This window comes from Nocardia sp. NPDC050435, from assembly GCF_040655395.1.
In the GTDB taxonomy this organism is placed as follows: domain Bacteria; phylum Actinomycetota; class Actinomycetes; order Mycobacteriales; family Mycobacteriaceae; genus Nocardia.
This window is the reverse complement of sequence record NZ_JBFAJW010000001.1, coordinates 615,647-637,299: the sequence shown is the minus strand read 5'-3', so window position 1 is coordinate 637,299 and position 21,653 is coordinate 615,647. Positions and strand designations below refer to the sequence as shown.

The 21,653-nt window shown below is 70.1% G+C and carries 22 protein-coding genes; 8 read left to right on the top strand and 14 right to left on the bottom strand.

What is annotated here, in order from left to right:
* Nucleotides 1–24: 24 nt before the first annotated feature.
* From AB0I43_RS03085 to AB0I43_RS03075, 3 genes are read left to right on the top strand one after another with little or no spacing between them, the layout of a single operon-like run.
* Entirely contained in the window at nt 25–1,116 is a 1,092-nt protein-coding gene (locus AB0I43_RS03085; protein WP_356972802.1) for a 2Fe-2S iron-sulfur cluster-binding protein, read from the top strand.
* A gap of 50 nt (nt 1,117–1,166) precedes the next feature.
* A complete protein-coding gene (locus AB0I43_RS03080; protein ID WP_356972801.1) occupies nt 1,167–1,583 on the top strand; it encodes an OB-fold domain-containing protein in 417 nt (138 codons plus the stop codon).
* Nucleotides 1,584–1,616: 33 nt separating this feature from the next.
* Nucleotides 1,617–2,759: a thiolase family protein gene (locus AB0I43_RS03075; protein ID WP_356972800.1), complete on the top strand. Its 1,143-nt coding sequence runs from the start codon at nt 1,617–1,619 to the stop codon at nt 2,757–2,759.
* Between the two features lie 68 nt (nt 2,760–2,827).
* On the opposite strand, the gene AB0I43_RS03070 is transcribed toward AB0I43_RS03075, so the two are convergent.
* The 5 genes from AB0I43_RS03070 to AB0I43_RS03050 form a co-directional block, all read right to left on the bottom strand.
* Nucleotides 2,828–3,664 carry a mycofactocin-coupled SDR family oxidoreductase gene (locus AB0I43_RS03070; RefSeq protein ID WP_356972799.1) on the bottom strand — a complete coding sequence of 279 codons (837 nt, stop codon included), beginning with the start codon at nt 3,662–3,664 and terminating at the stop codon, nt 2,828–2,830.
* A gap of 50 nt (nt 3,665–3,714) precedes the next feature.
* Nucleotides 3,715–4,992, bottom strand: a complete 1,278-nt coding sequence (locus tag AB0I43_RS03065; protein WP_356972798.1) for a cytochrome P450 — start codon at nt 4,990–4,992, stop codon at nt 3,715–3,717.
* A gap of 160 nt (nt 4,993–5,152) precedes the next feature.
* On the bottom strand, nt 5,153–5,341 hold the full coding sequence (locus tag AB0I43_RS03060; protein ID WP_356972797.1) for a ferredoxin: 189 nt from the start codon (nt 5,339–5,341) through the stop codon (nt 5,153–5,155).
* 122 nt (nt 5,342–5,463) lie between these two features.
* Nucleotides 5,464–6,048 carry a hypothetical protein gene (locus AB0I43_RS03055; protein WP_356972795.1) on the bottom strand — a complete coding sequence of 195 codons (585 nt, stop codon included), beginning with the start codon at nt 6,046–6,048 and terminating at the stop codon, nt 5,464–5,466.
* Nucleotides 6,049–6,149: 101 nt separating this feature from the next.
* Complete coding sequence (locus tag AB0I43_RS03050) at nt 6,150–7,286, bottom strand: XdhC family protein (RefSeq protein WP_356972794.1); 1,137 nt, start codon at nt 7,284–7,286, stop codon at nt 6,150–6,152.
* A gap of 200 nt (nt 7,287–7,486) precedes the next feature.
* Between AB0I43_RS03050 and AB0I43_RS03045 the strand changes: the two genes are divergently transcribed.
* Genes AB0I43_RS03045 through AB0I43_RS03030 form a run of 4 tightly spaced genes read left to right on the top strand, consistent with a single transcriptional unit; the run spans nt 7,487 to nt 11,796 of the window.
* Nucleotides 7,487–9,829 carry a xanthine dehydrogenase family protein molybdopterin-binding subunit gene (locus AB0I43_RS03045; protein WP_356972792.1) on the top strand — a complete coding sequence of 781 codons (2,343 nt, stop codon included), beginning with the start codon at nt 7,487–7,489 and terminating at the stop codon, nt 9,827–9,829.
* Nucleotides 9,826–10,701 carry an FAD binding domain-containing protein gene (locus tag AB0I43_RS03040; RefSeq protein ID WP_356972791.1) on the top strand — a complete coding sequence of 292 codons (876 nt, stop codon included), beginning with the start codon at nt 9,826–9,828 and terminating at the stop codon, nt 10,699–10,701. Before AB0I43_RS03045 ends, AB0I43_RS03040 begins: the two co-directional genes overlap by 4 nt.
* Nucleotides 10,694–11,173: a (2Fe-2S)-binding protein gene (locus tag AB0I43_RS03035; protein ID WP_356972790.1), complete on the top strand. Its 480-nt coding sequence runs from the start codon at nt 10,694–10,696 to the stop codon at nt 11,171–11,173. Before AB0I43_RS03040 ends, AB0I43_RS03035 begins: the two co-directional genes overlap by 8 nt.
* Nucleotides 11,170–11,796, top strand: coding sequence for an SRPBCC family protein (locus AB0I43_RS03030; RefSeq protein ID WP_356972789.1), 627 nt, complete (start codon nt 11,170–11,172; stop codon nt 11,794–11,796). Before AB0I43_RS03035 ends, AB0I43_RS03030 begins: the two co-directional genes overlap by 4 nt.
* A gap of 17 nt (nt 11,797–11,813) precedes the next feature.
* On the opposite strand, the gene AB0I43_RS03025 is transcribed toward AB0I43_RS03030, so the two are convergent.
* The 8 genes from AB0I43_RS03025 to AB0I43_RS02990 are packed head-to-tail and all read right to left on the bottom strand — an operon-like array spanning nt 11,814 to nt 19,441.
* Complete coding sequence (locus AB0I43_RS03025; protein ID WP_357431121.1) at nt 11,814–13,265, bottom strand: aldehyde dehydrogenase; 1,452 nt, start codon at nt 13,263–13,265, stop codon at nt 11,814–11,816.
* A gap of 8 nt (nt 13,266–13,273) precedes the next feature.
* Nucleotides 13,274–14,527, bottom strand: a complete 1,254-nt coding sequence (locus AB0I43_RS03020; RefSeq protein WP_356972787.1) for an amidohydrolase family protein — start codon at nt 14,525–14,527, stop codon at nt 13,274–13,276.
* Nucleotides 14,524–14,862, bottom strand: coding sequence for a hypothetical protein (locus tag AB0I43_RS03015; RefSeq protein WP_356972786.1), 339 nt, complete (start codon nt 14,860–14,862; stop codon nt 14,524–14,526). The genes AB0I43_RS03020 and AB0I43_RS03015 overlap by 4 nt, the downstream gene beginning before the upstream one ends.
* 11 nt (nt 14,863–14,873) lie before the next feature.
* Nucleotides 14,874–16,145 carry an aromatic ring-hydroxylating dioxygenase subunit alpha gene (locus tag AB0I43_RS03010; RefSeq protein ID WP_356972785.1) on the bottom strand — a complete coding sequence of 424 codons (1,272 nt, stop codon included), beginning with the start codon at nt 16,143–16,145 and terminating at the stop codon, nt 14,874–14,876.
* Between the two features lie 36 nt (nt 16,146–16,181).
* Nucleotides 16,182–17,021, bottom strand: a complete 840-nt coding sequence (locus AB0I43_RS03005; RefSeq protein WP_356972783.1) for a TauD/TfdA family dioxygenase — start codon at nt 17,019–17,021, stop codon at nt 16,182–16,184.
* Nucleotides 17,018–17,353, bottom strand: coding sequence for a hypothetical protein (locus tag AB0I43_RS03000; protein ID WP_356972782.1), 336 nt, complete (start codon nt 17,351–17,353; stop codon nt 17,018–17,020). The genes AB0I43_RS03005 and AB0I43_RS03000 overlap by 4 nt, the downstream gene beginning before the upstream one ends.
* A gap of 1 nt (nt 17,354) precedes the next feature.
* On the bottom strand, nt 17,355–18,656 hold the full coding sequence (locus AB0I43_RS02995; protein WP_356972781.1) for an aromatic ring-hydroxylating dioxygenase subunit alpha: 1,302 nt from the start codon (nt 18,654–18,656) through the stop codon (nt 17,355–17,357).
* A complete protein-coding gene (locus AB0I43_RS02990) occupies nt 18,653–19,441 on the bottom strand; it encodes an SDR family NAD(P)-dependent oxidoreductase (RefSeq protein WP_356972780.1) in 789 nt (262 codons plus the stop codon). The genes AB0I43_RS02995 and AB0I43_RS02990 overlap by 4 nt, the downstream gene beginning before the upstream one ends.
* A 167-nt stretch (nt 19,442–19,608) precedes the next feature.
* Between AB0I43_RS02990 and AB0I43_RS02985 the strand changes: the two genes are divergently transcribed.
* On the top strand, nt 19,609–20,205 hold the full coding sequence (locus AB0I43_RS02985) for a helix-turn-helix domain-containing protein (protein ID WP_356972779.1): 597 nt from the start codon (nt 19,609–19,611) through the stop codon (nt 20,203–20,205).
* A gap of 23 nt (nt 20,206–20,228) precedes the next feature.
* Here AB0I43_RS02985 and AB0I43_RS02980 read toward each other — a convergent pair whose 3' ends face one another.
* Nucleotides 20,229–21,653 (bottom strand): MlaD family protein, encoded by a 1,425-nt coding sequence (locus AB0I43_RS02980; RefSeq protein ID WP_356973132.1) that lies wholly within the window; start codon nt 21,651–21,653, stop codon nt 20,229–20,231.

Here is a 21,653-nt window from a genome sequence, read left to right as displayed (position 1 = left end):
TCGATAGCGGAGGAACTCGTTCCCATGGCCCGACCCCCCTCGTTCCAGCGGGCGACCGTGACCCGGATCATCAAGGAGAGCGCGGATTCCCGCACCTTCGTCCTGGCCCCGCACGACGCGCCGCTGGAGTATCAGGCCGGTCAGTTCTGCACCTTCCGGGTGCCCGTGGACGGCCGGCCGCTGTACCGGTCGTACTCGATGTCCAGCGCACCGGAAACCGACGGCGAACTGATGACCACCGTCAAGCGGGTGCCGGGCGGCCAGGTGTCGAACTGGTTGCACGACAACGTCTCCGAGGGCGACGAGCTGGAGATGAGCCGCGCCGCGGGCCGGTTCTGCCTGCGTCCGGCGACGGTGCCGCTGCTCGGCTTCAGCGGCGGCAGCGGCATCACCCCCGTGCTGTCGCTGGCCAAGAGCGCACTGGCCGGCACGACCCGCCGCGTCCGTCTGCTGTGCGCGGATCGCGACCGGTCCTCGGTGATCTTCGAGGCCGCGCTGCACGCCCTGGCCGAACGCTACCCGGGCCGACTGCAGGTGGTCCGTCATCTCGACACCGATCGGGGCTTGCTCACCCCGGACCGGGTACGCGCCTTCGTCGGCGCGGATACCCACGCCGACGTCTACGTCTGCGGCCCGGAACCCTTCATGGAGATGGTCGAAAACGCCCTCCCCGGACCAGGTCTGGTCTTCAGCGAGCGTTTCGGCGCACCCGCCCCGGTCGTCCCCGCCTCCGCGCCGGCGGTCGCCGACGTGGCGGACTCCCCGGCCCGCGCAGCCCCCGTGCAGGAGGCCGCGCCCACCCCCGCCCCCGCGGAGCGGAACACCGGCACGGCCGATTCCGCCGAGGGCACGGTGACGATCATCCTCGACCGCAAGAAAGTGTCGGTCCCCAGGCGGGCGGGCGAGACACTGCTGCAGGCCGCGCGCCGGGCCGGGCTCACGCCGCCGTTCTCCTGCGAGCAGGGCAACTGCGCGACCTGCATGGCCGTGCTCACCGAGGGCACCGCGACCATGGCCGTCAACGACGCGCTGACCGACGACGAGGTCGCCGACGGTTATGTGCTCACCTGCCAGGCCGTGCCCGACAGCGCCGCGGTGACCGTCCGCTACGAGTAGCCCCGCGCCCCACAAGCATTCGAAGTACCCCGAGAAATGGAGGACGGCACATGGCCAAGGCACTCGCACCCGAGGTCTCGACGTGGCCCGACGACGATCCGCGACTGATCGGCAGCGCCTGCGGGCCCTGCGGCGCGGTGACCTGGCCGCGCCAGCGGCGGTGTCCGCGCTGCGGCGGACCGGAGATGACCGACCGGCTGCTGCCCCGGCGCGGCACGCTGATCGCCTGGACCACTCAGGGTTTCGTGCCCAAACTGCCCTACGCGGGCCAGGAGACCGCCGACTCGTTCGAGCCGTTCGGCGTCGGGCTGGTGCAACTCGGCGACGAGGTCCGCGTCGAGACCCGGCTCACCGAGGCCGACCCCGACCGGCTGCGCGCCGGCATGGCCGTCGAGCTGGCGTTCGTGCCGCTGTACGCCGAGCCGGACGGCACGGAGGTCCTGACCGTGGCCTTCGCGCCGGTGTGAGCGCGGCATCCGGATGAGTAGAGGAGTATCGACATGAACGACGTGGCCATCATCGGCATCGGCATCCACCCCTTCGGCCGCTTCGCCAAGACGGCGATGGAGATGGGCGCGGAAGCCATCCAGGCCGCCCTGGCCGACGCCGGAATACAGTGGCGCGACATCCAATTCGGGTTCGGCGGCAGCTACGAGGTGAGCAACCCCGACGCCGTCACCCGGCTGGTCGGGCTGACCGGCATCCCGTTCACCAACGTGTTCAACGCCTGCGCCACCGCGGCCAGCTCGATCGAGCAGACCGCCGAGGCGATCCGCTCGGGCCGCTACGACCTCGGCATCGCGGTCGGCATGGACAAGCATCCGCGCGGCGCGTTCACCGACGACCCCGCCAAACTCGGCCTGCCGGGCTGGTACGCGGAGAACGGGCAGTTCGTCACCACGCAGTTCTTCGGCATCAAGGCCAACCGCTACCTGCAGGATCACGGCATCTCCCAGCGCACCCTGGCCCGGGTCGCCGCCAAGAACTACCGCAACGGCGTGCTCAACCCGAACGCGTTCCGGCGCAAGCCGCTCGGCGAGGACGAGATCCTCGCGTCGCCGATGCTGAACTATCCGTTGACGCACTACATGTTCTGCACGCCCGACGAAGGCGCGGCCGCGGTGATCATGTGCCGCGGCGACCTCGCCAAGCGCTACACCTCCACCCCGGTGTTCCTGCGCGCCTCGGCGATCCGGACCCGCCGCTACGGGGCCTACGAGGTGCACAGCACCTGGGCCGCCGTCGACGAGGACGTCTCCCCGACGGTGTACGCCTCGACCGACGCCTACACCGCCGCGGGCATCGGACCCGAGGACGTCGACGTGATCCAGTTGCAGGACACCGACGCCGGCGCCGAGGTGATCCACATGGCGGAGAACGGATTCTGCGCCGACGGCGAGCAGGAGAAGCTGCTGGCCGAAGGCGCGACCGAGATCGGCGGCCGGCTGCCGGTCAACACCGACGGCGGGCTCATCGCCAACGGCGAACCGATCGGCGCGTCCGGCATCCGCCAGGTCTACGAGCTGGTGCTGCAGTTGCGCGGACAGGCCGGTGACCGTCAGGTGCCCGGCAAACCCAAGGTCGGGTACGCGCAGGTCTACGGCGCGCCGGGCACCGCCGCGGCCTCGATCCTGTCGCTCTGACACCGCACGACAGTGCCGCCGCCCGGTCCGGGCGGCGGCACTGTCGTCGTATAAGATTGTGCGGCAGGCTATTTCAGCATGCTGCCCGCGTCGATCGGCAGCGGAACGCCGGTGACATAGCGCGCCTCGTCCGAGGCCAGGAACAGCACCGCGTTGCTCACGTCCACCGACTCCACCCACGGCACCGGCAGGGTGTGGAACATCCGGCAGATCGGTTCCAGATCGGCGGGGCCCGGATTCTCCAGGTCGGGACGGAACAGCTTGTAGGTGCCCTCGTTCATCACCATCGGGGTGTTCACGTGCGTGGGATGCACCGAGTTGACCCGGATCGAGTGCTGCCCCAGCTCCACCGCGAACGTGCGCATCAGGCCGACGACGCCGTGCTTGGCCGCGATGTAGTGGCCGACGTTCGGGTAGGCCTTGAGCCCGCCCACCGAGCTGGTCAGGATGATCGACCCGCCCCGCCCGCCCGCGACCAGGTGCGGGATCGCGGCCTTCACGCTCTTCCAGACGCCACCCAGATTGACGTCGATCATGTCCTGCCACAGGGTTTCGTCGAGATCGCTCAATTGACCGCCCTCGTTGCCGATCCCGGCGTTCGCGACGACCACGTCCAGCCGGCCGAGCTGCTCGACGCCGCCGTTCACCGCGGCCTCGAGCCCCGCGTAGTCGCGGACGTCGACCTCGGCGGTGACCACGCGGCGGCCCTCGGCTTTCACCAGATCGGCCGTCGTCGCGAGATCCTCGGGCGTGGACATCGCGAACGGCACGTTCTCGAGCTGCTTGCAGACGTCGACGGCGATGATGTCCGCGCCCTCCTGCGCCAATCGCACCGCGTGGCTGCGGCCCTGACCGCGCGCCGCACCCGTGATGAATGCGACCTTTCCCTCGACCCGTCCGGTCATTGCTTCCTCGATTCGTTGATATGCCGAAATGACTTGCCGGAGCGAACTACTCAGGCGTTCGGGATGTACTCGATGTGCAGCGCCTGCAGGCCGCGCAGGATGTAGGTGGGCTCGTAGTCGTAGCGCCGCGCGCCGGCGGGGCCGTGCTCGCGCTCGTCGATGCGGATGTCGAGCATGCGGTCCAGCAGCCGGTTGAAGGAGACGCGGCCCTCGACCCGGGCCAGCGGACCGCCCGGGCAGGTGTGCGCGCCGCGCCCGAAAGCGATGTGCTCGCGGGCATTCGGGCGGTCCAGGCGGAATTCGTGCGGGTCCTCGAAGCGACGCGGGTCCCGGTTGGCCGCGCCGGGGCACAGCATCACCGTCGTCCCGATCGGGATATCGACCCCGCCCACCCGGGTGTCCTGCTTGGCCAGGCGGAACATGCTCTTCACCGGCGCCTCCATGCGCAGCGTCTCCTCGACGAAGAGCGGGATCTTGGCGCGATCCGCCCGCAGTTCGCGCTGGATCTCCGGGTTGTCGGCCAGGAACCGGATACCGGAGGTCAGCAGCTTGGCCGTGGTCTCCTGGCCGGCCGCGAACAGGAAGGTGGCCGAGCGCACCACGTCGATGACCTCGGGCGTGGAGCCGTCCGGGTACTTCGCCAGCGCCAGCTGGGTGAGCACGTCGTCACGCGGGTCGGCCCGGCGGTCCTCGATGTAGGCGGAGAACTTCTCGTCCAGCCACGCCAGCGGATTGCTCGACAGCGCGTCGTCGTCCAGCGCGCCGACGCGCGAACCCGGCCGCTCCGCCCCGAGCACGACCCGGAACTTCTGATGGTCCTCCTCCGGCACGCCCAGCACGTCGGCGACCACGAGCAACGAGAAGGGCTTGGCGTAGGCGGCTCCGAAATCGCAGCGGCCCGCGGCGAGGAACTCGTCGAGCTGCTGGTCGGCCAGCCGCCACATGAACTCCTCGTTCTCCTTCAGCCGGGCCGGTGTGAGCAGCCGGTTCAGCACCGACCGCGCGTAGGTGTGCTGCGGCGGGTCCATGGTGACCATGTGCTCGAACATGGGCATCTTGTCCCGGTTCCGGTCGATCAGCTCACCCAGGTCGGAGCCCTCGACGTCGAACGGCAGGGGCGGGAACGGCCCGCCGACGGCGATGATCGAGGAGAAGAGGTCCGCGTTCTTGGTGACCTCGGCCGTCTCCTCGTATCCCGTCACCGCGAACACCCCGCGGTGCGGCAGGGCGGTCACCGGGCACTTCGCGCGCAGGTGGTCGTAATACGGATGGGGATCGGGAACCAGCGCCTGATCCGTGAAGTAGTCGACGGTGTCGAAATCAGTCATCCTGGCCAGCTCCTGCCATCGGTGAGGGCGATTCAGTTGATGGTAACGTCCATCTTCTGATTTGAGAATATGATTCTCATCGATGGTGGCGGCAACGCGAAGCGACCGGGGCGGTGTACCGCCCCGGCCGCTTGCCGGATATCGCCGAACCCGCTGCGGGTCAGGTGTTCTCGATCGCCTGCTCCGGACAGGCCGCCATGGCCTCGGCCACCGCATCCTCCAGCCCGATGGGCACCTCCTCCGCCACCACCTCGGAGTATCCGTATTCCGTCAGGGAAAAGACCTCCGGGCACACGGACACGCAGACGCCGAAGCCGCGGCAGCGATCCGCATCGATGCTGACCTTCATCGACCACCTCTTTTCTTGCCGCCCGGCGCCCCGGCGACTGCCTCGTGCGAGAATGTCATTCTCGCCAACGAGACGAGGGTTGCACACCCGCACTCGGGCCGTCAATCGGAATTCGCCACCGATCAGCCCATGGGCAGGAGATCCGCGGCCAGGGCGGGCGTGCCCACCCGGAAGGTCTCCACCGGCCCGATCGGCCCCGACGCCTGCGCGGCGACGTGCGCGCGCTCCTTGAATGCTCGTGCGGCGGAGCTCATCCGGTACTGGACCGGCCCCCCGACGCGACTGTCGAGTTCGGCCGGCCAGGTCTCACCCCACAGGGCGACTTCGAACTCCGCGGTGTCGAGGCTGTCGATCAGACCCGCCCGGATCCGCGAATCCACGCCGAACAGCGCGGTATCCAGAGCCAGCAGGTGCGGGCGGGCCGTCACGTAGGTGCTCAGGCAGGTCTCCAGATCCAGCACCTCCGCGCCGAGGATCCGGACCGGCCGGGGATCGTCGCATTCGGCGACGGCCACCCAGACCTCCCACCCGGCCAGCACCCGATCGAAGAGCCAGCCGCCCGCATTCTGTACCACGGCACGCGGATTCGGGCCGAGTATCGCCAGCCGGTAGCGGAGCTCACGGGATTCGACATGCTCGAGGGTCGCGTCCACCGAGGCCATCTGGCACTCCCGTGGGGCAAAGGAATTCATCAACCGGGTCGCCATGTGATTTCTCCATCTCACCGATGAGCTCGGTCGATACCTGCGGAAATGAGGATCTCCTGAATGGGATATCGGACCGCTCGCTGGGCTATAGCGTGATTTACTTAACACTGCGTTCGACGGAAGGTCAACCATGGAAAAACCCCGCCGCACCAGCGGGACCAGCGGTAAACTCCGCCTCCGTGAATCGGCCGTCCGGTCGCCGACAACGACGCGCCGGACCCGCCCCGGCGCAGGGCGACGATCTCCGCGCCGATCGCCAGCGCGGTTTCCTCCGGCGTCCGCCCACCCAGGTGCAGCCCGATCGGCGAACGCAGCTGCCGCAGTTGCGCTTCGGTGACGCCGGCCGCGCGCAGCTCGGCGCGCCGGACCCGGTCGGCCCGGCGCGATCCCATGGCGCCGACGTAGGCCACCGGTAGCCGCAGCGCCGCGGTGAGCACCGGGATGTCGAACTTCGGATCGTGCGCGAGCACGCAGATCACCGTCCGCCCGTCGACGGCCGTCCCGCTCAGATATCGGTGCGGCCACTGCACCACCACCTCGTGCGCGGCGGCGAAGCGCTCCCGGTCGAGGAAGGTCCGGCGCGCGTCGCAGACCGTGACGTGGTAGCCGAGCAGCCGCCCGACCGCACACAGGGCGCTCGCGAAATCCGTTGTCCCGAAGACGATCATGCGCGGCGGCGGGGCGAAGGTGTGCACGAAGACGGTGCGTTCCCGGTCGCCGCACCCGATCACCCGCACCCCGCTGGATCCGGCGTCGAGCATGTCGCGCGCCAGCCGCAGCACGGCCAGGTCCGCGCCGTCGAGATCGAAGCCGACCCCCAGCGCGTCGCGGGGACCGGCCGCCAGGACCGCGCCGGACTCCAGGTCTCGCACCCAGGCCATCGGCATGTCCGCGGCGAGGGCGGCCTCTACCGCCGCGAACTCGGCCGCCGTGACCCGGTGCACGAAGACCTCGACCTCGCCGCCGCAGGTCAAGCCGACCGCGAAGGCGTCGGAATCGCTGTAGCCGAAGCTCTTCCGCGCCGGCCGACCGGTCTCGAGCACCTCCAGGCACAGGTCGTGGACCGCCGCCTCCACACAGCCGCCGGACAGGCTGCCGTGCACCGTTCCGGCCGCGTCGACCGCCATGCTCGTCCCGATCGGGCGCGGTGCGCTGCCGCGCACGCCGATCAGGGTGGCCAGTGCGTACTCCGTCCCCGCCGCCTGCCAGCGCCGCAGGGGTACGGCCAGCTCCCGCATCTCACTCCCCTCGGTGCGTAAATATGATTCTCCAAAACCGCGATACTACATTTTCGATTCTGACATAGTAGATATTGACATCGCGCGAATTCCGCTGCTAGACAGGACTTCAGCGGCGATGTGCCCCGCCCCGTCTCCGATGTGAACGGAGGATCCTCCCCCATGACCCGACCCGCCCGCCCGCTCCGGTGGCCCCTCCGATGACCCGCACCGACACCGAAACGGCCGGCGTCGTCGGCGCTCGCGTCCCCCGCCTCGAGGACCTGCGCCTGCTCACCGGCGCCGGCGCCTTCGTCGACGACGTCACCCGGCCCGGCATGGGCCACGCGTGTTTCGTGCGCAGCCCGTTCGCCCGCGCCCGGATCACCGGCGTGGACAGCAGCGCGGCCCGCGCCCTGGACGGCGTGCTGGCCGTCTACACCGCCGCCGACCTGAACGCCGACGTGCACGAGATCTCCTACGCCCTGGACATGGCCGGCCTCCCGCCGGTCCCGCGCCCGCCGCTGGCCGACGACGAAGCCCGCTTCGTCGGTGATCCGGTCGCCCTCGTCGTCGCGGCCGACCGCTACCTCGCCGAGGACGCCGCGGAACTCGTGCTCGTCGACTACGAACCGCTGCCGCCGGTCCTGGATTTTCGCACCGCCGCCGAATCCACCGAACTCGTGCACGCCGGATTCCCCGAGAACTCCGCCGGGGTGATGGGCGGCCGCCCGCCCGCCGATCTGGACCCGGTCTTCGACGCGGCCGCGCACGTGGTGCGCCGGCAGCTCCAGCAGCAGGCGTACGCGCCGGTGCCGCTGGAGACGCGCGGCATCGTGGCCGAATGGTCCGCCGCCACCGCGGAAATGACCATCTGGACCTCCTCGCAGTCGCCGCACGAGGTGCGCGGCTTCTGCGCGCGGCTGCTCGGCATCGACGAGCACCGGGTGCGGGTCATCGTCGGCGACACCGGCGGCGGCTTCGGGCAGAAGGTGGCGCCGCAGCGCGAGGACGTCTGCGTCCTGCTGGCCGCGCGCCGCCTCGGCGGCGCCGTGAAATGGATCGAGGATCGCCAGGAGAACCTCATGGCGGCCGGGATGGCCCGGCACGAATACGGCGACGTCCGCATGGCTTTCGACGCGGACGGCACGATTCTGGCCGCCACCATCGACCACGTCCAGAACGTGGGCGCCTACCCGACGCCCTCGCCGGTCACCGGCGGCATGGTGGTCGGCTTGCTGCTGCCCGGACCGTACCGGATTCCCCAGGCGGGCTTCAGCGCCCGGTTCGTGTACACCAATACCGTCGGCCGCGTGGCCTACCGCGGCCCCTGGCAATTCGAGTCGGTGGCCCGCGAGGTGCTGCTCGACGCCGCGGCCCGCCGGATCGGGCTGGATCCGGTCGAACTGCGCCGCCGGAACATGCTGCGCCGCACCGATCTGCCCTACGCCAATCCGAACGGCATGCCCTACGGCGACATCACGCCGCTGGAGACTTTCGAGCAGGCCCTCGAGCTGCTCGACTACGACGCCTTCCGCGCCGAACAGCGCCGGGCCCGGGCCGAGGGCCGCTACCTCGGCGTGGGCACCTGCACCTATGTCGAACCCACCACCGGCAACACCCCCTTCCACGCCACCGAGGGCGCGACCATCCGGATCGAGCCCTCCGGCAAGGTGAACGTCTACGTCGCAGGCGGCTCGGCGGGCAACAGCCTCGAGACCACCGTGGTGCAGTTGACCGCCGATGCGCTCGGAGTCGACATCGCCGACGTCCGGACCGTGCAGGGCGACACCGCCGTGACGCCGTTCGGCGGCGGCACCGGCGGCAGCCGGTCCGGATCCATGACCGCCGGCGCCATCGCCGAGACCGCGGCCGGATTGCGCGAGCGCCTGCTCGCCCTCACGGCGCACACGCTGAAGGTGCCCGTCGAGGAGGTCGAGTTCACCGGCAGCCGCGGCTTCGCCCGCGGTGCGCCCGATACCGTGGTCACCCTCGCCGAGCTCGCCGCGCTGGCCTACTTCCAGCCCGACGCGCTGCCGCCGGGCTTGCCCCCGGGACTGGAGGCGAGCGGGCGGCATCGGGTGGGCCAGTTGATGATCTGGGCCAACGCCACCCACGTGTGCACCTGCGAGGTGGACACCGAGACCGGCCAGGTGACGCTGCTCCGCTACATCGTCAGCGAGGACTGCGGGCCGATGATCAATCCCGCCGTGGTGGAGGGCCAGATCTACGGCGGCACCGTGCAGGGCATCGGCGGCGCGCTCTACGAACACCTGGCCTACGACGAGGACGGCAACCCCGTGGCCACGACCTTCCTGGACTATCTGATGCCGACCGCCGCCGAGGTCCCGCTGATCGAGGTCGGTCACATCGAGACGCCGAGCCCGGGGCCGGGCGGCTACAAGGGGGTCGGCGAGGGCGGGGCCATCGGGTCGACCCCGGCGGTGCTCAACGCGGTGGCCGACGCGCTCGCGCCGCTGGGCGTGGAGATCACCGACCTGCCGCTTTCCCCCGCCGCCGTCGTCGCACTGGTGGACCGGGCCCGCGCGGGGGTGGCCGAATGAAGCCCGCCGCCTTCGCCTATCACGTTCCCGGCACCGCCGAGGCGGCCGTGGCGCTGCTGGCCGAACTGGGCGAGGACGCCAAGGTCATCGCCGGCGGGCAGAGCCTGGTCCCGATGCTGGCCCTGCGGCTGGCGGCCTTCGAGCACCTGATCGATCTGCGCGCGGTCGCGGGCCTGCGCGGCATCGAGGTGCGCGACGGCGCGGTATGGATCGGCGCGGCCACCACGCACACCGAGGTCGGCCGCTCGGCGGAGATCCGCCACCGGATTCCGTTGCTGGCCCGCGCGACTCCGCTGATCGGGCACTTCCAGATCCGCAACCGCGGCACCATCGGCGGCGCGATCGCGCACGCCGACGCGGCCGGTGAGTATCCCGCCGTCGCCCTGGCACTGGACGCCGAGCTGGAAGCGCTCGGGCCGCGCGGCGCGCGGGTGATTCCCGCGCGAGAGTTCTTCACCGGGATGTGGAGCACCGCGCTGGCCCCCGACGAACTGCTGACCGGCATGATCTTCCCGCAGTGGCCGGGCCGCAGCGGTTTCGCGATCGAGGAATTCGCCCGGCGCAGTGGCGATTTCGCGCTCGCGGGCGCGGTCGTCGCGATCCGGCTGGACGCGGATTCGCGGATCGAGCGCTGCCGCCTGGTGGTCTTCGGCCTGGGGCCGGCCGCGGTGCGGGCCACGGCCGTCGAAGCCGGCCTGCTCGGCCGCCCGGTGGCCGAGGTGTCGGCCACCGACATCGGGCAGGCCGCCACGGCGCCGCTGACATCGATTCCCTCGGACCTGCACGGCTCGGCCGCCTACCGGCGGCGGGTCGGGGCGGTCATGGTGGCACGAGCGTGGCGGCGCGCCGCCCGGGAGGCAAGTGATGACTGAGATCGACATCCGGCTGCGGATCAACGGGGCCGGCCGTCGCGACCGCGTGCCCGCGCGGCTGACCCTGGCCGACTATCTGCGTGAGCGCTGCGGTCTGACCGGCACCCATCTGGGGTGCGAACACGGCGTCTGCGGGGCGTGCACGGTCCTGCTGGACGGCGAGGCGGTGCGCGCCTGCCTGGTCTTCGCCGTGCAGGCCGACGGCGCGGAGGTAACCACCATCGAGGGCATCGCCGCCCCGGACGGGACACTGTCACCGGTGCAGCAGGCCTTCCGCGACCACCACGGCCTCCAGTGCGGCTTCTGCACACCGGGTTTCGTCGTCTCGGCCACCGCCTTCCTGCGCGAGCACCCGGACCCCTCCGACCGCGAGATCCGGGAGGGGCTGTCCGGCAACCTTTGCCGCTGCACCGGCTATCAGGGCATCGTGTGCGCCGTGCGCGCCGCCGCCGAAGCGAAGGACCCGGCATGAAACTCGAGAACACCTTCACGATTCCGGTTCCGGCCGCCGACGCCTGGCCGGTCCTGCTCGACCTGGAACGGATCGCGCCCTGTGTGCCCGGGGCGACCCTGACCTCGCGCGAGGGCGACGACTTCCACGGCAAGATCAAGGTCAAGCTGGGGCCGGTGGGGCTGACCTACAACGGCGTCATCAAGGTCGTCTCCCAGGATCCGCTCGCCCGCGTCGCCGTCCTGGAGGGTGGTGGCCGCGAAACCCGCGGCAACGGCACGGCCAAGGCGCGCATCGTCTGCCGGCTGGTCGAATCCGGAAGCGGCACCGAGGTTCTCGTCGACACAGATCTCGCCATCACCGGCAAGCCCGCCCAGTTCGGGCGGGGCGCGCTCGCCGATGTCGCGGGCACGCTGATCGGCCAGTTCGCCGACAACCTGGCCGCCGAGATCACCAGCGCGGCCCAAGCGCCCGCGCGGCTTCCGGATCCCGAACAGCCCGTGGCGGCCCGCGCCGCGGCCGAGCCGATCGACCTGCTCCAGGCCGCGGGTGTGGGCGCGCGATGGCGGGCCGCGTCGGCGGCGGCCGCGCTCGGCCTGGTGCTGGCGCTGATACTGACGCGCCGGCGGCGTTCGCGCGGCTGACTCGCCCCGCCCGTGCCTCAGGGCGCGGGGCGGACCGAGATCGAGGTGGTGTCCAGAAAGCCGTCCAGCCCTTCGGGACCGAACTCGCGGCCGAGGCCGCTGTTCTTCACGCCGCCGAAGGGCGCGAACGGATCCATGCTGTAGGGCTGGTTCAGGCCCACGGTCCCGGTGCGCATCCGGCGGGCCACGGCCAGGCCGTGGTCGAGATCCGGTGTCCAGACCGAGCCGGAGAGCCCGTATTCGGTGGCGTCGGCGAGCTTCACGGCGTGCTCCTCGTCGTCGTAGGGCACCACGCTCAGCACCGGTCCGAAGATCTCCTCCTGCGCGATGCGCATGGCGTTGTCCACGTCGACGAACAGCGTCGGACGGACATACCACCCGCGCCGCACGCCGTTGGGGAGCTCGGTGCCGCCGAGCAGCAGCCGCGCCCCCTCCCGCCGGCCGTGCTCGATGTAGCCGCGCACCCGCTGCTGCTGCCGCCGGGAGACCATCGGGCCGATCTGGGTCGCCTCGTCGAACGGATCGCCCACCACCAGCTTCTCCAGCATGCTCGCCAGCGCGTCCACGTACTCCCCGTACCGGCTGCGCGGCAACAGGATTCGCGTCTGCGCGACACAGGCCTGCCCGCTGTTCATCAGGCCGGCCACCCGTATCCCGGCGGCGAAGTCGGCCGGGTCGGCGTCGTCGAGGACCACGGCGGCGGACTTGCCGCCGAGTTCCAGGCCCACTCTGCGCAGCGCCGCTCCGCAGACCTCGGCGACCTCGCGTCCGGCGGCGGTGGATCCGGTGAACGACACTTTGTCGATCCCCGGATGCGACACCAGGTAGCGGCCGAGCGCCCGGTCCCCGGGTAACACGCTGACCACGCCCGGCGGCAATTCCAGCTGCTCGATCAGCTCGGCCAGCAGCGCCGCGTCCAGCGGCGTCTCCGGCGCGGGTTTGAGCACGACCGCGCAGCCCGCCAGCAGCGCGGGAATCAGTTTCGCCACGGACAGGAACATCGGCATGTTCCAGGGCACGATCGCGCCGATCACCCCGACCGGCCGCTTGCACACCAGGACCTCCGAGCCGAGGAAGCCCGGCCGGGACTCGGTCCACGGATAGGCCGCCGCGACATCGGCGAACGCGCGGATCATCGCCCCCGGCAGCCGCGCGTGCGCGGAACGCGAGAACGTCAGCGGCGCACCCATTTCCGTGCTGATCAGCGCGGCGATCTCTTCGACTCGCGGCGCGTAGAGCTCGGCCAGGCGCCGCACGAGCGCCACCCGCTCGGCCGGGTCCAGCCGGGGCCACGGGCCGGCGTCGACCGCCGCGCGGGCAGCCGCCACCGCGCGGTCGACGTCGGCCGGCCCCGGGGCGGGCACGCGCGCGACCGGCTGCTCGGTGTGCGGTGCGATCACCTCGATCGTGTCGGCGCCGCGGGGATCGACCCACTCGTTGCCGAGGAAAAGCTGCCGGGTACCGCGCATGTGCTACCTCATACGGACGTGATGTTCTTGTGGACGCGGCCGTCTTTCATGACGAAGCGGACGTCCTGGACGGTCGTGATGTCGGTGGTGGGATCGCCGGGGACGGCGATGATGTCGGCGAGCAGGCCCGGCGCCAGACGGCCGCGGTCCGCCACGCCGAGCAGATCCGCGCAGGTGACGGTCGCCGCGCGCAGCGCCTGCAGCGGCGTCATGCCGCGATCGACCAGCGCCCAGAGCTCCTTGGCGTTGTCGCCGTGCGGCACGGCGGGCGCGTCGGTACCGCAGGCGATCTTGACCCCGGCCCGGATCGCCTTGCGCAGCGTCTCGCGCGCCCGCGGGAAGACCTCGGCGGCCTTCTGGCGCAGGGCGGGCGCGGCTTTGGAGACATCGAGGCCCTCGGACAGATAACTGGTGGGCACCAGGAAGGTGCCGCGCTCGACCATCAGCGCGAGGGTGTCGTCACTGGCCAGCGAGCCGTGCTCGATGCAGTCCACTCCGGCCGCGATACAGGCGCGGATCCCGGCGTCGCCGTGCGCGTGCGCGGCCACCCGCACCCCGGCGCGATGCGCCTCGTCGACAATGGCCGCCAGTTCCTCGGCGGAGTACTGCTGGGCGCCGGCCACCGTACCGTGCGACATCACGCCGCCGGACGCGGAGATCTTGATGACCTCCGCGCCGTACTTGATCTGGTACCGCACCGATTCGCGCACCTGCGGCACGCCGTTGGCGCGGCCCTCCTCCACGCTCAGCGGCATGATGTGCGGCGCGAGCCGCTGGAACATCGTGGGGTCGAGGTGGCCGCCGGTCGGCGTGATGGCATGTCCCGCACCGACGATGCGCGGCCCATCGGCCCAGCCCTGTTCGATTGCGCGGCCCAGATCCACATCGAGCAGATAGCCGCCGGTCTTCACCATCAGCCCCAGATTGCGCACCGTGGTGAAGCCCGCGTGCAGGGTGGTGCGCGCGTTGACGGTGGCGCGCAGCGTCCGGTAGACCGGGTCGTCCTGCACACCGTGCATCGGATTCGGCAGTCCGGTCGGGGTGTCCGGCCCGCCGATGAGCAGATTGATCTCCATGTCCATCAGGCCGGGCAGCAGCGTCACCTCCCCCAGCTCGAGAACCTCCGCGTGGCCGGGCAACCGCGCGGGATCGAGCCCCTCGATCCGGTTGCCCCGGACCACGAGCACCGCCGGGGACCGCAGCTCCCCGCTGTCGAGGTCCAGCCACCGCGCGGCGCGCAGGATCGTGACGCGCTCGCTCACGGCAGGTCCGGTTCCAGGACGCAGGTCAGCTCCGAGGACCCGGAATCGGGGATGCGCGGCTGCCGCCACACCTCCACCGGGAAGGACACCATGATCATCGAATACAGCAGGTGCATCAGGTTTTTGGCGTCATCGGGCAGCTCGTTCAGCGGAAATTTGTCGCAGTAGGCGATGGCGTCCTCCGCGCGCGGGGTGATCGCGTCGTAGAAGCGCTGCATCTCGGCCATCGAACTGGCCAGGCGGCGCGCGTAGCGGGCCGGTTCGCCGGCCAGGCACCACCGGGCCGCGAACGGCTCCAGGTCGGCGAAGGGGCCGGGCAACAGGGGTGTGCTCATGGTCGTCTCACTCACTGCCGGGCCGCCGCGCGTTCGCGCTGGTAGTCACCGACCCAATCGGCGGCGACCTTGTGCAGGTGCCGCAGCAGGATTTCCTGGTCGTTGAGCTGAAAGGTGCTGACCGCGCGGGATTCCAGCATCATCTGCGTCGCCTCCAGGGTGGAGGCGTCCTGGAGCCCGTACTCCTTGAACGTCAGCGCCGACATCTCGTGCGCGACGCGCTCGCGCGCGGTGCGCGCGGGCGGGAAGTACAGATTGCCCTCGAACAGGTGCGTGTTGTGCGAGGTCGGCCAGTACTGATAGGTCAGATACCAGCCGCCGGACCAGATCAGGATCACGAAATTCGGCCACAGCTGGAACGAATCCAGGCCCCAGGGGTCGCAGCCGGCCGGGTTCAACCCCGCCGGCATGTCGCCGAGATCCGGAGTGTCCCAGGGGCCGAACAACCCGCTGCGGGTGATGTCCTCCATGGGTTTGCGCATCGAGGGATCGAGTTCCCAGGTCACGACGCCGGAGGTGCTGACCAGGCGGTGCGGCCCGTCGAGTTGGTAGTGCGGCGCCTCGAATCCGGCCTGCTGCGCCGCGAGCGAGAAATTGTCCGGCGTCTGCTTCCCGTGCAGGATCGGCGCGTGATAGAACTCCTGGAAGGCGTCCATGTACAGCTTCCAGTTGGCGCCCACCTCCGAGCGATAGCAGTACCGCTCGGTGAGCCGGTCGAAGGGATAGCCCTCCAGGGCGGTCACCATCGGGCCGAGGAATTCCCGCAGGGATCGGCTCGGTTCGGCGGCCAGATTCACGAAGATGAAGCCCGCCCACACCTCGCACCGCACCCGCACCAGCCCGAGCGCGCTCTTGTCCAGGTCGAAGAATTCCTCTTCCTGCTGCACGAAGGCCAGCGACCCGTCCAGGCCGTAGCGCCACCCGTGATATTTGCAGGTGAACTGCCGGCACGTGCCCGAGGTCTCCGCGCGCGGAAAATCATTCCACACCAGCTTGTTTCCGCGATGCCGGCAGATGTTGTGGTAGGCGTTGACCGCGCCGTCCCGGTCCCGGGAGATGATCACCGAGGTGTGCGCGACGTGGATCTCCTTGGTGAAATAACTGCCGGTGCGCGGTAATTGCTCGACGCGGCCGACCTGGAGCCAGGCGCGCTTGAAGATCGCCTCCCGCTCGAGCTCGAAGAACTCCGGCGCGATCGAGTCCTCATAGGACATCGGCGCGGTGCCGAGCTCGGGGTAGTGCTGGGTCCAGCTGCCCTCGGCGGGCTTGGGCCAACGAGGCATGGCGTACTCCTGGGGTGTGAGTGGATGGCGGGGCGCCTACCGGATCGGTTCCTCGCCGAGCACGGTGGTGCGCAACATCTCTCGCGGCGAATCCGCCGGATAGGGTGCGGCGCGATGGATGACGCCGCGGTTGTCCCAGATGACGGTGTCGCCCACCGACCACCGATGGGTGTAGACGCGCTCCGGTGCGGTGCAGCGCGCCAGCAGGCCGTCCAGCAGCGCCCGGCTGCGATCCGGGCTCATGTCCACGACATGATCGGTCGAGGCGCCCAGTACCAGCGAGCGCCGCCCGGACTTGTGCGTCCAGATCAGCGGATGCTCCTTGGTCGGCCGCCTGCGCCAGGCCGCCAGCTGCTCGGCCGACGGTCGCGCGGTCACCAGGCGTTGCGAAGCCTCCAGCGAATGCACCACCCGCAGCGGGGCCAGCGCGAGCTTCTCCTGGGCGCTGAGATTCTCGTAGGCCCGATAGGTGCTGGCGAATTCGGTCTCCCCGCCGCTGGCGGCGACCGCCTTGGCGGTGAGCATGGTGGCCATCTGCGGATAGGCGTCGTCCTCGGGGGTGCAGCCGTCGATGTGCCAGTCGAAGGTCGCGCGCAGGTAGCTCGCCGAGGAGTTCTTGCTGGTGTCGAGGCTGACCCGGTAGATGCCCTGGACCGGATGGTGCCCGGGCGAGGTGTCGACCTCGCCGAGCTTGCGGCACAGTGCGACCTGCGTTTCCGGATCCAGGTGCAGATCCCGGAACACGAGCACGCCGTGCGTCTCCAGGGCGGTCATCAGCAGGGCGGGAATCGAATCGTCCGCGAGCAGGCGCGCCGGCGTCAGGCCGGTGACCTCGGCGCCGACCTCGGGTCCGAGTTCGTCGATGGTGATCGTCACGGGTGGGGCTCCTCGATCCGTTCGATTTCCGCGTCGGCGCTGTCGACCGGTTTGGGTTGCTGGAATATCTCGACCGCCATCGCGACCATGACCAGGGAATAGATCAGCCGCAGCAGCGCGAGCGCGTCCTCGGGCAGCTCGTCGAGCGGGAATTTGTCGCAGTAGTCGATCGCCTCTTCCAGGCGGGGGAAGAACGCGTCGTAGAAGGCGGTCAGCTCGGGCATGGAACTGGCCATCCGGCGCGCGTAGCGTTCGGTTTCGGTGGCCAGGCACCAGGTTTCGGCGAATTCCTCGAAATCGGCGAAGGCGGGTGGCAAGACAGGCGCGGTCATGTCAGGCCCCTCCGGCGCGCAGATAGTCGTCGACCCAGTCGGCGACCGCCTTGTGGAAATGCTTGACCAGGATTTCCTGATCGTTGACCGGGAAATGCGTCACGCCGGCGGTGCGATAGGCCGATTCCAGCGCCGTCTGGGTGCCGGTCAGCATGCCCGCGTCCTGCAGCGCGAACTCCTTGAACACCACCGAGGCGACCTCGTGCTCGATCCGTTCGCGCACCGACCGGGCCGGCTGGAAGCACAGCATGCCCTCGAATCGATGGCTGCGATAGGAGGTCGGCCAATACCTGTAGAGCAGATACCACCCGTGGTAGACGAGGATCTCGATATTGGGGAAGATCTGGAAATTGTCGATGCCCCAGGGTTCGACCCCGCCGGGATTGAGCCCCTGGGAGCGCACGCCCAATTCCGGCGACTGCCACGGGCCGACCAGGCCGCTGCGGGTGGCGCGCTCGATCGGATACATGAATTCCGCGGGCAGCGTCCAGCGGCGCGCGCCCCCGGTCGAGACCATGCGGTGCGGGCCGTCGAGCTGGAAATGCGCGCACTCGAACCCTTTACCGGGTGTCCGGACCGCGGTGGGCACCTGCTGGGAATGCAGCCCGGGCACGTGGTAGTACTCCTGGAAGGCGTCGGCGAACAATTTCCAATTGCTCTGGTTGTCGGCCCGGAATTCGTACCACTCGGTCATCGTGTCGAAGGGGTAGTCCTCCAGGGCGGTGATCATCGGGCCGAGGAATTCGCGCAGGGTCTGGTGCGGTTCGGCCGCGAGGTTGACGAAGACGAAGCCCGCCCACACCTCGCAGTGCACGCGGACCAAGCCCAGCTTCTCGGTGTCGAGGTCGAAGAACTCCGCCGGCTGCTGCACGAAGGTCAGCGCGCCGTCCAGCCCGTAGCGCCAGCCGTGGTACTTACAGGTGAACTGCCGGCACGTCCCGGCGGTCTCCGCGCGCGGAAACTCGTTCCACACCAGCTTGTTTCCGCGATGGCGGCAGACATTGTGGAAGGCGCCGACGGCGCCGTCACGATCGCGCACCACCAGGATCGAGCTGCCGACCACGTCGAGTTCCTTGGTGAAATAGCTCCCGGTGCGCGGCAGCTGTTCGACGCGTCCGATGTTCAGCCAGGCGCGCCGGAAGATCGCCGCGCGCTCGAGTTCGAAGAATTCCGGGGAGACCGAGTCCTCGAACGACATCATCGCGGTGCCGAGTTCGGGATAGTGCTCGGTCCAGCTGCCCTCGGCGGGCCGGGGCCATTGCCGCGCGCTCGCGCGCTCCTTCGTTTCCCGCGGCGTGCTCATATCACCGACCCGCCGTTCACTCCGAGCACCTGACCGGTGATGTATCCGGCTTGCTCCGAGCACAGGAACACGCACGCGGCCGCGATGTCCTCCCCCGTGCCCAGGTGCCCGACCGGGATCGCACGGGCCATGGCGGCGTTGTCGGGCAGATGCCCGGCCGCCTGCGACTGCCGCGACATCGGCGTATCGATGCCGGAGGGCGGAATCGTGTTGACCGTGATGCCTTTCGACGCGTACTCGCGCGCCAGGCCCTTGGTCATGGCGACCACCGCGCCCTTGGCCGCGGTGTAGTGCACCATGCCCGGCGAGCCGCGCTGGGCACTCGACGAGGAGATCGTCACGATCCGGCCCCAGCCCGCCGCCAGCATGTCCGGGATCGCGGCCTGGGCGCAGTGGAAGACGCCGGTCAGGTTCACCTCGAGCACCCGCTGCCACGCCTGCGGCGAGATCTCGGTGAAGGGCGCGAAGGCCACCGAACCCGCACTGGTGACCAGGATTTCGATCGGGCCGAACTCGGCCCGGACCTTGCGCAGCGCCTCGTGCACCGCGGCGCGATCGGTGACGTCGGCCTCGCAGGCCATCGCCGCGCCGCCCGCGGCGCGCAGTTGCTCGGCCGCGCGCTGCGCGGCGGCGCCGTCGATATCGAGCACCGCGACCCGGTCACCGTGGCCGGCGAAGGATCGGCAGATGGACAGGCCCATCCCCGACGCGCCGCCGGTCACCACGGTGACCCGCGCGACGCCGGAGCGGCGCTGGGCCGGGGAGTCCTTCGGGAGAGTTGTCACAGGCAACACCACATTCGTCGATCGGCCGCGCGGCACCCGGCCTGCGCGGTGCCGGAACGGGGAAGGATGCCCTGCTCCGGAGCCTTAATCGAGTGATTAATTAAGCGAGTGATTAAGATATACGGCAGAGGATTCGCCGCTGTCAAGACACCCAGGAGGCCCCACCCATGAAGTCCCAGCGCGATGCCGCCACCGACAGCGCGACCACCCGGGCCGCACTGCTCGACGCGGCCGAGCGGATCATGCTCGAGGAGGGCTACGCCGCGGTCAGCACCCGCCGCATCGCCGCGCTGGCCGGCGCCAATTCCGCGCTGGTGTACTACTACTTCGGCAACATGGACAAGCTGTTCGTCGAATTGTTCCGGCGCGGCGCCGATCTCGGCTATCAGCACCAGCTCGACGCGCTGCGCTCCGAGCAGCCGCTGTGGGCGCTGTGGGAGTCCATCCACGACCAGTCCCGCACCGCGCTGACGATGGAGTTCGTCGCGCTGGCCAACCACCGCAAAGCCATCCGCACCGAAATCACCGAGTCCTCCCGGCGATTTCGCGCCCTTCAACTGACCGCGGTCACCGACATCCTCGAGCGGTACGGCGAGCGCGCCCGGGCCTACACTCCGGGCGCCCTGGTGCTGCTCATGTCCGGTATCTCCCGCTTCCTGCGCATGGAGGAGGCCTTCGGCATCGACACCTGCCACGCCGAGGCCGTCGAGCTGATCGAGACCTATCTGCGCGAGCTCGAAGGGGATCGGCGGCCGGCCCCCTGAGAAACCGCCGCCGCCCGGCCCGGTCAATGCGGGAGCAGATCCTTCCACGCGCCGATGCCGGGCCGGACCAGATCGGTCTGCTCGTAGAGCACACCGTCCGGGCCCACGTACTTGCCCGTCCGCGGGTCGTAGCGGGCGATGCCGACCGAGGGCGCGAGCAGGTTGTCGGCCGGCGGCGCGGGACCGTAGCGGGAATCCGGTGGGATGCCCTGGTTTTCGAGACCCGGGTCGCGCGGGTACGGCCCGACCACGGGCTGCTCGGCGGCCACCGGCTGGAACTCCTCGTCGCTGTTGCACAGCGCGGCGGTCGGCGCGCGTTTGCCCGGATTGCCCAGGCACGGGAAGTTCCGCGCGCCGCGCACGGCGATCTCGGAATCCTGCGGCAGCTTGCAGAACATCCCCTCCGGCGTATCGATGGTCGTGATGTCGGAGGGCAGGCGCCACTGCGAGGGCGGGAGGAAGCCGACGGTGCAGGCGGGCGGATCGGAGGTGCCGCTGAGCCGGAAATCGCCGAGGCCCCAGCCCGAGGCGTTGTTGGTGGGATGGACGGCCTGGATCATCGAGATCGCGGGCGGCAGCAGCACCAGGACCTGTTCCAGCGCAGCGTGATAGGTCACCCCGAGCTGGCCCACGCTGGACAGGTTGGCCAGCAGCACCGGCAGGGTCAGGCGCACCGAGTCCAGCAGCTGAGCGACATCGCGCGCCGCGCCGGGCCCGGTGTGCAGCAGGGTGCGCAGCTGCGGGTCGTCGGCCACCAGCTGCGCGGCGACGCCGGAGAGGCTGCGGGTCCAGATCCGGATCGCGTCGGCAGTGCGCGCCTGCGAATCCAGCAGGGGCACAGCGTCTTCCACCAGGGCGCGGGCGGCCGCACCGGCCCCGTTCAGGTCGGCGGCCAGCGTCCCCGCCGAGGCCAGCAGTGAATCCAGCTCGTGGCCAGCGCCGTTCACGCCCTGGAACAGCTCGCCGAGCAGATCCTGCAGCTGGTCCTGCGGGATGGTGCCGACCAGCGCACTGAGACTGTCCAGCATCGGACCGACCGGCTGCGGAATCGCGGTGTCGCGCCGCGCGATCACCGACCCCTCGGACAGATAGGGCGGCGAATCGCTGCGCGGGCGCAGGTCGACGTACTGTTCACCGACCGCCGAGACGCTGCGCACCCGTGCCTCCACCGCGGCCGGGATCGGCCAGGACGCGCTGATCGCCAGCGTGGCGCGCACGCCGTCCTCGGTGAGCTCGACGCCGGTGACCTTGCCGATCTCGACGCCGCGATAGGTGACATTGCCGAATCGGTAGAGACCGCCCGCGGCGGGCAGCTCGACCGTCACGGTGTAGCTGCCCACCCCCGCCAGCGTCGGCAGCCGCATATAGACGGTAGCCATCACCGCCAGCCCGAGGACGGACAGGATCGCGAAGATGGTCAGCTGGGTGCGGACGAATCGCGTGAGCAG